This is a genomic window from Acinetobacter sp. YH12052 (assembly GCF_013419835.1).
GTDB classification, from domain to species: Bacteria; Pseudomonadota; Gammaproteobacteria; order Pseudomonadales; family Moraxellaceae; genus Acinetobacter; species Acinetobacter amyesii.
The window spans coordinates 1-9669 of sequence record NZ_VOZI01000036.1 but is presented as its reverse complement, the minus strand read 5'-3'; the positions used below and the strand labels follow the sequence as shown (position 1 = coordinate 9669).

11 protein-coding genes are annotated in these 9669 nt (G+C 48.1%); 3 read left to right on the top strand and 8 right to left on the bottom strand.

All coding sequences use genetic code 11. The features are described 5' to 3' along the window. Positions 1-126 precede the first annotated feature (126 nt). Complete coding sequence (locus FTU06_RS16235; protein WP_071830581.1) at positions 127-375, top strand: phosphoglucosamine mutase; 249 nt, start codon at positions 127-129, stop codon at positions 373-375. A 61-nt stretch (positions 376-436) separates the two neighbouring features. Continuing rightward, on the top strand, positions 437-901 hold the full coding sequence (locus tag FTU06_RS16230; protein ID WP_071830580.1) for an ATP-binding protein: 465 nt from the start codon (positions 437-439) through the stop codon (positions 899-901). Positions 902-974: 73 nt separating this feature from the next. Here the strand turns inward: FTU06_RS16230 and mph are convergent, their stop codons facing one another. The 7 genes from mph to FTU06_RS16190 form a co-directional block, all read right to left on the bottom strand. After that, positions 975-1862, bottom strand: coding sequence for an Mph(E)/Mph(G) family macrolide 2'-phosphotransferase (gene mph / locus FTU06_RS16225; protein ID WP_071830579.1), 888 nt, complete (start codon positions 1860-1862; stop codon positions 975-977). Between the two features lie 673 nt (positions 1863-2535). Then, positions 2536-4029 carry an IS91-like element ISVsa3 family transposase gene (locus FTU06_RS16215; RefSeq protein ID WP_001120888.1) on the bottom strand — a complete coding sequence of 498 codons (1494 nt, stop codon included), beginning with the start codon at positions 4027-4029 and terminating at the stop codon, positions 2536-2538. A gap of 210 nt (positions 4030-4239) precedes the next feature. Continuing rightward, complete coding sequence (locus FTU06_RS16210; protein WP_000743213.1) at positions 4240-4464, bottom strand: hypothetical protein; 225 nt, start codon at positions 4462-4464, stop codon at positions 4240-4242. Further along, positions 4461-5198, bottom strand: a complete 738-nt coding sequence (locus FTU06_RS16205; protein ID WP_001366550.1) for a recombinase family protein — start codon at positions 5196-5198, stop codon at positions 4461-4463. The genes FTU06_RS16210 and FTU06_RS16205 overlap by 4 nt, the downstream gene beginning before the upstream one ends. A gap of 148 nt (positions 5199-5346) precedes the next feature. Further along, positions 5347-6513 (bottom strand): tetracycline-inactivating monooxygenase Tet(X3), encoded by a 1167-nt coding sequence (locus FTU06_RS16200; protein ID WP_024160783.1) that lies wholly within the window; start codon positions 6511-6513, stop codon positions 5347-5349. A gap of 189 nt (positions 6514-6702) precedes the next feature. Then, on the bottom strand, positions 6703-7296 hold the full coding sequence (locus tag FTU06_RS16195) for a tyrosine-type recombinase/integrase (protein WP_205779272.1): 594 nt from the start codon (positions 7294-7296) through the stop codon (positions 6703-6705). A 72-nt stretch (positions 7297-7368) separates the two neighbouring features. Then, positions 7369-8073, bottom strand: coding sequence for an IS6-like element IS26 family transposase (locus FTU06_RS16190; RefSeq protein ID WP_163451784.1), 705 nt, complete (start codon positions 8071-8073; stop codon positions 7369-7371). A gap of 129 nt (positions 8074-8202) precedes the next feature. Here FTU06_RS16190 and FTU06_RS16185 point away from each other — a divergent pair, with 129 nt between their 5' ends. Continuing rightward, positions 8203-9018 (top strand): APH(3')-I family aminoglycoside O-phosphotransferase, encoded by an 816-nt coding sequence (locus FTU06_RS16185; RefSeq protein ID WP_000018323.1) that lies wholly within the window; start codon positions 8203-8205, stop codon positions 9016-9018. 136 nt (positions 9019-9154) lie between these two features. On the opposite strand, the gene FTU06_RS16180 is transcribed toward FTU06_RS16185, so the two are convergent. After that, positions 9155-9556, bottom strand: coding sequence for a LysR substrate-binding domain-containing protein (locus tag FTU06_RS16180; RefSeq protein ID WP_001183556.1), 402 nt, complete (start codon positions 9554-9556; stop codon positions 9155-9157). Positions 9557-9669: the final 113 nt, after the last annotated feature.

Sequence of the window (9669 nt, the reverse complement as noted above, 5' to 3'; positions counted from 1 at the left end):
GGTATTGGCGGCGCTGAAAGAAACCGCAAGAATTCGTTAACTGCACATTCGGGATATTTCTCTATATTCGCGGTTCAGCAGGCATGTCCCCTTTGAGGGCGACCCGACGACAGGATAATCGACCTTATGGTGCGCAAATATTTCGGCACAGACGGTATTCGTGGCAAAGCCAACGAAGGCGCGATGACGGCGGAAACCGCCTTGCGCGTCGGCATGGCGGCTGGCCGTGTCTTTCGTCGCGGTGACCACCGCCATCGTGTCGTGATCGGCAAGGATACGCGCCTGTCGGGCTATATGCTTGAACCCGCGCTCACAGCCGGTTTCACCTCGATGGGCATGGACGTATTCCTTTTTGGCCCGCTGCCGACAACGTAATAGGAAGAATAAACGCCCTTTTCACCCAAGTCCAAATTAATTTGCCGATTCCATAATCAGGGTGTATTACAATTCCATAGAGTTTTTCAATCCAGGTGGTTTAGCTGATAACTTAACGATTGATCAGCTTCTTCGTGAAGATTACTCGCCATGGGCGCGCAATAAAAGGATATCTGCCACGTTCAAAGAAGCGCATTTTATTGAAAAATATGGGTCAGGCATCAAACGAATCCAAGAAGGCTTCGCATCCTATGGTCTGCGTCCCCCTGTCTTTGAAAATTTCCAGCACGGTTTTCGAGTTATTGTCTCATCAAAGCTACTTTTCGAATCTAATGAGGGAGTAAGTGAGGGAGTAAATCTACTATTTAATCAGATAAGAACTAATCCAGGAAAGCGTGCACCATTTTTAGTAAACGAGCTATTAGTTCCTGTCAAGATAGTAGAGCGGTGGCTCAAAATCTTAAGAGATGATCATAAAATCGAGTTTCGAGGAGCTCCTAAAAGTGGAGGATACTGGCTAAAATAGAAATCAATGATACTCTTAAGTGGCACCAATCGAACTCCTATTTTAGCATTTAAAAAAGTATCCTCACATCATTTTATTGAACAATACCTAAGGCTGCTCTGGCGGCATTGATATGATTATCGTCGTTGCACTCTACCGCAAAAGCGCCATATGCTAATGGAGCTGCAGCAGCCCTCTCTATAGATTGTTCGTAGAGCCTATCCCATATCGTTCCGCCTTGTTTAGCATACTCCGTTATCAAACTCTTCAGGCTATCCTCTCCAAAAACCGATACGTGACCAGAAAAGTCCAGTGCAGGATCACCCATATGCGCAGTAGACCAATCTATGATACCAGAGGTCTTACCTTCCTTCGAGGTTAAGACATGCCCTGCATAGAGATCGCCATGGATGAAACAAGTGAATTCAGGCCACAAAGGGTCATTGTCCAACCATCTACGGTATCTGTTTTCCAACGGCTCGCTGATACCTATCTCAGATTTCACCAAGTGGATACGGTCAGCTATTTCGGTCCTCAATTCACTTGGAGTCATTATTTTCAAGTTGCTCTTTCTCACATCGTCAGCTGTAATACGATGTAATTCGGCCAATGATTTTGCCAGAGACTCCACATAAGCTATGCTATCGCGATCTATGTTCCAAGAAACCTCATGTGTTATCGCATCGAATGTCAGAGCAGGCGCATCCTCCAGTAAAGGGTAGGCTATTAGGCGCTCCGATACAATTTTCCAATCAGGGACATTGATCGACAGGTTTCTTTTGGCTAAATCCAATATTCTACTTTCATTTTCGATTTGTTCAAGCATATCGCTTCTTCGAGGTATACGGAGTACCCAGTTCTCACCGTTTACTTCCTTTACAAAGGCAACTCTAAAGTCGATGCCCATCTCATTGACGCTCATCTCTTCCGAAATTCTCAGCCCATGCTCTAGGGCTAATGTTTGCATATCTTCGATTGTCATTTCTATACTGTTTTCTTTTATTAAATTGGTACCAGTTCCCCCGACAGGACATTCTGAATGTCATATACAGGTGTAACACTTTACCCATATTCTTTTCGTATGGATAACACTTCCCATCAGGGAACAAAAATCTGATACATGAATTAATTGTGAGACAGTAGACCTACTGTCGCATTGAAGCCATCTCGGCGACTATTTGATTAGGAAAACCAAGGCTTTGCCATCATAGCCTTATCATAGAAGTATAACATAGTTGTAAAGATAGAAAATTATTTTTTATTCATCCATGATGTTATTATTTTATAATAACATCATCTAAACATGTCCTGTCGCTCTTTTGTGCTGTGATATTTCATACCTATTAACTGCTTTCGTTTGAATTATACGACGTTCTACTCACAATAGGGCAAGGGTTACTCATTCCGTAGGATGCGGTTCACGTATAGGAAGAATAAACGCCCTTTTCACCCAAGTCCAACAGCTTTGGACCGCAGTTGACTCTTTCGACACCCCTGCGATGCAACCCAATCCGGCTGACGGGGAGCCAGCAACGCTGAAAATTTACCCTCCTCTTTCCCACTAGCGGCTCCTTTTCCGACAACCAGCACGGCGGATCCCTGCCGCGGCGCTGTGAACGCAGCATTTTGATTGGTATCGTTGGCCTTCAGGCTCGTCAGTCAAACAGACCCAGGAGCAGCTCAGCCGGTGGCGCCCGGCTTTCGGGTAACGCCCTGGTCCCGCTGGTTTCGGCTTTGTGCTTCAGGTGATCAAGGATCTGCTTGATCACTATAGGGTCTTCAATGCAGGCGATGACTTTCATGGCGCCGCCGCAGCCGCTGCAGGTCTCGATGTCGATATTGAAAACACGCTTGAGCCGTTGCGCCCATGTCATCGACGCTCGCCGTTGTGCTGGTGTTGCCGGTTCATCAGCCACCCTGACCTTGTTGCCCCTGCCCCGTTTTGCCGGCGTGACCAACGCCCGGTGCCGACTGTTGGGTGCGAACACCCCGTGGAAGCGGGTTAGGTTGACTCTGGGCTTCGGTACCAGGGCGGCCAGCCTTGCAATGAAATCCAATGGTTCGAAAATGACGTGCGTGGTGCCGTCCCGGTACGGCGTCTTGAGCTGGTAGCGCACGTTGCCGCCTCGTGTTAACGACAGCCGCTTCTCGGATACCGCCGGGCGGCTGATGTACCGGCACAGCCGTTCGAGCTTCTTGCGTTCATCGGCCCTGGCCGCCACGCCGGCGTGCAGGCTGGACCCGGCTACCTTGCCAATCCCGTCACCGAACGGATCACCACTGGTCGGCAGAGTTTGCAAAGTGAACACCTTTCGCCCCGCCTGTGAACCGACAGCGATACGGTAAGTGATCGAGTGCCCCAGCAGGGGTGTCATCGGGTCGTCATCCACCGCATCCGAGGCCAGATAGCTGTTTTCGACATCCCGTTCCAGCAGGCCTTGCCGTTCCAGATAGCGACCCACCCGGTGGGCGATGGTGTGCGTCAGCTGGGTGAGCTCTGGGCTGGTCGGCGCCTTGACCCAGCGGAAACGCGCTGAGCCGTGGGATTGCTCGACATACACACCGTCGAGAAACAGCATGTGGAAGTGAACATTCAGATTGAGCGCCGATCCAAAACGCTGGATCAGGGTGACCGCGCCCGTCTTGGCCACTTGGTGGGTATGGCCCGCTTTCTTGACCAGGTGCGTGGCAATGACGCGGTAAACGATGCCCAGCACCCACCCCATGATCTCGGGCCGGCTGGCAAACAGGAAACGCAGCTGAAACGGGAAGCTCAACACCCACTGACGCATGGGTTGTTCAGGCAGTACTTCATCAACCAGCAAGGCGGCACTTTCGGCCATCCGCCGCGCCCCACAGCTCGGGCAGAAACCGCGACGCTTACAGCTGAAAGCGACCAGGTGCTCGGCGTGGCAAGACTCGCAGCGAACCCGTAGAAAGCCATGCTCCAGCCGCCCGCATTGGAGAAATTCTTCAAATTCCCGTTGCACATAGCCCGGCAATTCCTTTCCCTGCTCTGCCATAAGCGCAGCGAATGCCGGGTAATACTCGTCAACGATCTGATAGAGAAGGGTTTGCTCGGGTCGGTGGCTCTGGTAACGACCAGTATCCCGATCCCGGCTGGCCGTCCTGGCCGCCACATGAGGCATGTTCCGCGTCCTTGCAATACTGTGTTTACATACAGTCTATCGCTTAGCGGAAAGTTCTTTTACCCTCAGCCGAAATGCCTGCCGTTGCTAGACATTGCCAGCCAGTGCCCGTCACTCCCACTCGATTGTAAACAAGCACACAAAACCCTTTAGTGACAACAATTTGCAAGAACTATCAGGCTCAGTGCCATGAAAAATACCATGACCAGATCATGAGGTTGAACACGGCTTGCGCCGGCAGCGTTCACGCTCCTGGTCGGCGATCTCGCCCGGCTGCAATGCTAGCTCAGCATCGGTCATGCGCTCCAGCACGTCGCGTAGGCGGATGGTGCAAGGAATGGGCGGCAGCTCGAACTCATAGCCGCCGGCGATCATTTCGGCCGCAATCTCCTCGGTGATGAAAAACGGCTCGTCGTCTTGGTTCGGCTTCTTCATGCCCTTTCCTCCTGGCGCTCATCCTGGCCGACAGCGGCCAGGGCATCGGCTTCCGTCAATGCGTCCTCCACGAACGCGCCGTGCTGCTTCGCTTCGGCCTGGCTGACCTCGGCCCATATCCGTTTCACCTGGGCCGCACTGTACCCGGCCAGCTCGGCGGTCTTGTTGATGCTGTAGCCGGACTTGCGCAGCGCGACAACTTGGGCGCGGCGCTTCGGATCAGCACGGCGGCCCTTGTACCGCCCGGCCTGGCGGGCCAACTCAATGCCTTGGCGCTGGCGTTCGCGCCTGTCCTCGTAGTCGTCGCGGGCCATCTGCAAGGCCAGGCGAAAAAGCATGATCTGCACGGCTTCCAGCACGATCTTGGCGACGCCCTGGGCCTCGGCCGCCAGGTCGGATAGATCGACCACGCCAGGGACGGCCAGGCGTGCGCCTTTGGCCTGTATCGAGGCCACCAGGCGCTCGGCCTCGGGCAAAGGTAGGCGGCTGATGCGGTCGATCTTCTCGGCAATGACCACCTCGCCGGGCTGTAGGTCGCCGATCATGCGCAGCAGCTCAGGCCGGTCGGCGCGTGCGCCGGATGCCTTCTCACGGTAGATGCCGGCGACGTAGTAGCCGGCGGCCTTCGCGGCCGTAGTGATCGCCTCTTGGCGTTCCAAGTCCTGCGCGTCGGTGCTGACGCGCAGATAGACCCGCGCCACCATCGGCGCGGCTACTGGCTTCGTCCTGCGCATACTTGCGGGCTCCTTTGGGCATACTCAAATGCACCCATCTTAAACTGGCAGCTAATGTACAAAAGTTGATAGAAGCACACAAGTTCAATTTTGCACTTCTGCCCCACTATTGCAAAACTGCTTGTTAGTAGCCGTTTTTTCTTACTGTTTATAGATTCAATAATTTTTGAAACGAAAAATTGGGACTAAACATTTCGGTTTCGTTTTCTGTCGATTCGTCCTGCGTATCTTTTGCATAAACAAACATTTGTTGTTCGTAGTTTTCGATGGCATTTTCAATACTTGTAAATTCTCCGTTTGTAAGGTTTTCAGACAATATCAAAGCATCCAATAATCCCGTATTTACACCCTGTCCTGCAAAAGGCGACATCAAATGAGCAGCATCGCCAATCATTGTTATGGGTAATGGACGGTTACTTTTCCAATCATTGTTCAAAGGAAATTTCCTTGTGGGCAAGCATTGAAATGTTGATACCGAACGTATTAATTGTTTGTAAACTTCACTCCATTTGGAAAATCTTTTCAATAAAAAATCGGCAACGCTGTTTCTGTCCTGAAAATCTAAGGGAATTTTATTTTTCCATTCATCGGGCGTTTTAAAACTAATTCCTAAATACAATGCACCATTATTATTGGGATTGGCAAACAATAAAATGCCCTGATGTCCCGCCATTAATCGGTTGCCGTTGCATAGCTGAAAAAATCCGGGACAGTTTATTTCCGGTTGAAGAATATCAGCTTGGATGTTGAAAGTACCGGTTTCTTCAACTTGCGTGTCGGTAACAAAGCTCCTTATTTTCGACATTCCACCATTGGCAAGAATAACCAAATCTGCTGTTTCACTCGGTTTATTCTCAAAAGTTAGTGTCCACTTCTTCTTACCAGGTTCAAGCATAACAAGTTTTCTATCCCAAATAACCGTGTCGTTTTCTAAACTATTCAACAAGATAGCCCTTAAGTCATTTCTGTTTATTTCAGGATTGTCAAATCGATTTTCGGGCTTTACATTTTTTGTGGATAAAATATTGCCTTTTTCATCAGCAATATTTACACCCATTGGTAAGGCTAAGTCATAATAAGTTTGTAACAATCCCGCTTTTTTCATTGCTTCCTGACCTGAACCTTTGTGTAGGTCAAGGGTTCCACCAAAAATTCTTGCCTCTCGGTCGTTGTCTCTTTCGTAAACTGAAACGTCTATGCCGTTTTGCTGTAATAATTTTGCCATAGTCAGTCCAACGGGTCCACCACCAATTATTGCAACGTTCTTATCACTAAGTAAATTCATTTGTTTGTCCGTATCTATTCGCATTGTCATTCAAAAATGGCACATAACAAGTGGCTATACGCCAAATGGCGTATATATCCACTATATCTTATTTTGCTAAACCTTTCATTATCAGTGACAAATCCGTTTTCAACCGTTTACCGTTCGTTTCTACTCTCTCAAAAGGATTTATATTCATAGTGCTTTTTGTTAAGTTTTGCTCAAATATACAAATCCTTTCTATATATCTAACAAATCCATCGGACTTTTTAATTGTTCCATTCCCTTGGTGGTAATATGTGTATAAACCTCAGTTGTTTTACTGCTTGAATGACCTAACAACGATTGAATATAACGTAAACTCGTACCATTCTCAAGCAAATGCGTTGCAAAGCTATGTCGTAAGGTATGTACAGTAACTTCCTTTTGAATCTTTGCTTTTAAAACAGCTGCTTTAAAAATGTTTTGAATACTTCGGCTTGAGTATGCGCCACCTTTTTGACCTTCAAATAAATAATCTTTTGGTTTATATTCCATAAAGTATGTTCTTAAAATAATTAATGTTTTCTCAGATAAAATGGTATAACGATCTCTTTTTCCTTTTGACTGTTCTATACGAATTTGCATGCGCTTGGAGTCAATGTCTTTTATTTTCAGGTTTATACATTCAGAAATGCGCAAACCTGCCGAATAAATAGTCATCAGAATAGCCTTGTGTTTCACGTTTTCAATAGCGCGTAGTACCCGAATGGTTTCTTCTTCACTCATCACAACAGGAAGTGTTTTTTCTTTTTTTGGTCTTTCGATGAAATATGTTTTCCGTTGTCCACCCAAAACACGTTCGTAATAAAACTGGCACTGTTGCAAAGTTAGCGATGAGGCAGCCTTTTGTCTTATTCAAAGGCCTTACATTTCAAAAACTCTGCTTACCAGGCGCATTTCGCCCAGGGGATCACCATAATAAAATGCTGAGGCCTGGCCTTTGCGTAGTGCACGCATCACCTCAATACCTTTGATGGTGGCGTAAGCCGTCTTCATGGATTTAAATCCCAGCGTGGCGCCGATTATCCGTTTCAGTTTGCCATGATCGCATTCAATCACGTTGTTCCGGTACTTAATCTGTCGGTGTTCAACGTCAGACGGGCACCGGCCTTCGCGTTTGAGCAGAGCAAGCGCGCGACCATAGGCGGGCGCTTTATCCGTGTTGATGAATCGCGGGATCTGCCACTTCTTCACGTTGTTGAGGATTTTACCCAGAAACCGGTATGCAGCTTTGCTGTTACGACGGGAGGAGAGATAAAAATCGACAGTGCGGCCCCGGCTGTCGACGGCCCGGTACAGATACGCCCAGCGGCCATTGACCTTCACGTAGGTTTCATCCATGTGCCACGGGCGAAGATCGGAAGGGTTACGCCAGTACCAGCGCAGCCGTTTTTCCATTTCAGGCGCATAACGCTGAACCCAGCGGTAAATCGTGGAGTGATCGACATTCACTCCGCGTTCAGCCAGCATCTCCTGCAGCTCACGGTAACTGATGCCGTATTTGCAGTACCAGCGTACGGCCCACAGAATGATGTCACGCTGAAAATGCCGGCCTTTGAATGGGTTCATGTGCAGCTCCATCAGCAAAAGGGGATGATAAGTTTATCACCACCGACTATTTGCAACAGTGCCGATAAAAATATATCATCATGAACAATAAAACTGTCTGCTTACATAAACAGTAATACAAGGGGTGTTATGAGCCATATTCAACGGGAAACGTCTTGCTCGAGGCCGCGATTAAATTCCAACCTGGATGCTGATTTATATGGGTATAGATGGGCTCGCGATAATGTCGGGCAATCAGGTGCGACAATCTATCGATTGTATGGGAAGCCCGATGCGCCAGAGTTGTTTCTGAAACATGGCAAAGGTAGCGTTGCCAATGATGTTACAGATGAGATGGTCAGACTAAACTGGCTGACGGCATTTATGCCTCTTCCGACCATCAAGCATTTTATCCGTACTCCTGATGATGCATGGTTACTCACCACTGCGATCCCCGGGAAAACAGCATTCCAGGTATTAGAAGAATATCCTGATTCAGGTGAAAATATTGTTGATGCGCTGGCAGCGTTCCTGCGCCGGTTGCATTCGATTCCTGTTTGTAATTGTCCTTTTAACAGCGATCGCGCATTTCGTCTCGCTCAGGCGCAATCACGAATGAATAACGGTTTGGTTGATGCGAGTGATTTTGATGACGAGCGTAATGGCTGGCCTGTTGAACAAGTCTGGAAAGAAATGCATAAGCTTTTGCCATTCTCACCGGATTCAGTCGTCACTCATGGTGATTTCTCACTTGATAACCTTATTTTTGACGAGGGGAAATTAATAGGTTGTATTGATGTTGGACGAGTCGGAATCGCAGACCGATACCAGGATCTTGCCATCCTATGGAACTGCCTCGGTGAGTTTTCTCCTTCATTACAGAAACGGCTTTTTCAAAAATATGGTATTGATAATCCTGATATGAATAAATTGCAGTTTCATTTGATGCTCGATGAGTTTTTCTAATCAGAATTGGTTAATTGGTTGTAACACTGGCAGAGCATTACGCTGACTTGACGGGACGGCGCTTCCCTACCCTCATGGCCGCCTCCCAGGAATCGACCCAGGTGCTTATCGTGGACATAATCCTTTACTCATAAATTTATCTTATTCCATTATTGTACCTGTCACGCAAAACTTGCAGAAAAGCCATAAACGCAGGAGAATCCTGTCGGCGGTGAGGATAATAAATATGGTAGCCGTCAAAATATGGACACCACTCGGTCAGAACAGCAATCAGCTTGCCGCTTTTGATATATCCATCTGCAACATACTCGGGAATATAGGCAATCCCCAGCCCGTCTAATGCTGCATCGAGCTGATGAATCGTGCTGTTCGCAATATATTGCCCTTTGACTTTCAGACTGAATTTCTGAGCATCTTTCTCGAATTCCCAGGCGTACAATCCACTCGTATCAGAATAGCGGACGTTAATGCAGTTGTGGTTCAAAAGATCCTGCGGCTTCCTGGGCTTAGCATAACGCTTAAAATGGCACTGTTGCAAAGTTAGCGATGAGGCAGCCTTTTGTCTTATTCAAAGGCCTTACATTTCAAAAACTCTGCTTACCAGGCGCATTTCGCCCAGGGGATCACCATAATAAAATGCTGAGGCCTGGC

Bases quoted from the DNA above. Each gene is read 5' to 3' on its own strand.
- FTU06_RS16235 (WP_071830581.1), top strand. From the start codon at position 127: ATGGTGCGCAAATATTTCGGCACAGACGGTATTCGTGGCAAAGCCAAC.
- FTU06_RS16205 (WP_001366550.1), bottom strand. From the start codon at position 5,198: ATGCGCAGGACGAAGCCAGTAGCCGCGCCGATGGTGGCGCGGGTCTAT.
- FTU06_RS16215 (WP_001120888.1), bottom strand. From the start codon at position 4,029: ATGCCTCATGTGGCGGCCAGGACGGCCAGCCGGGATCGGGATACTGGT.
- mph (WP_071830579.1), bottom strand. From the start codon at position 1,862: ATGACAATCGAAGATATGCAAACATTAGCCCTAGAGCATGGGCTGAGA.
- FTU06_RS16190 (WP_163451784.1), bottom strand. From the start codon at position 8,073: ATGAACCCATTCAAAGGCCGGCATTTTCAGCGTGACATCATTCTGTGG.
- FTU06_RS16210 (WP_000743213.1), bottom strand. From the start codon at position 4,464: ATGAAGAAGCCGAACCAAGACGACGAGCCGTTTTTCATCACCGAGGAG.
- FTU06_RS16185 (WP_000018323.1), top strand. From the start codon at position 8,203: ATGAGCCATATTCAACGGGAAACGTCTTGCTCGAGGCCGCGATTAAAT.
- FTU06_RS16200 (WP_024160783.1), bottom strand. From the start codon at position 6,513: ATGACAATGCGAATAGATACGGACAAACAAATGAATTTACTTAGTGAT.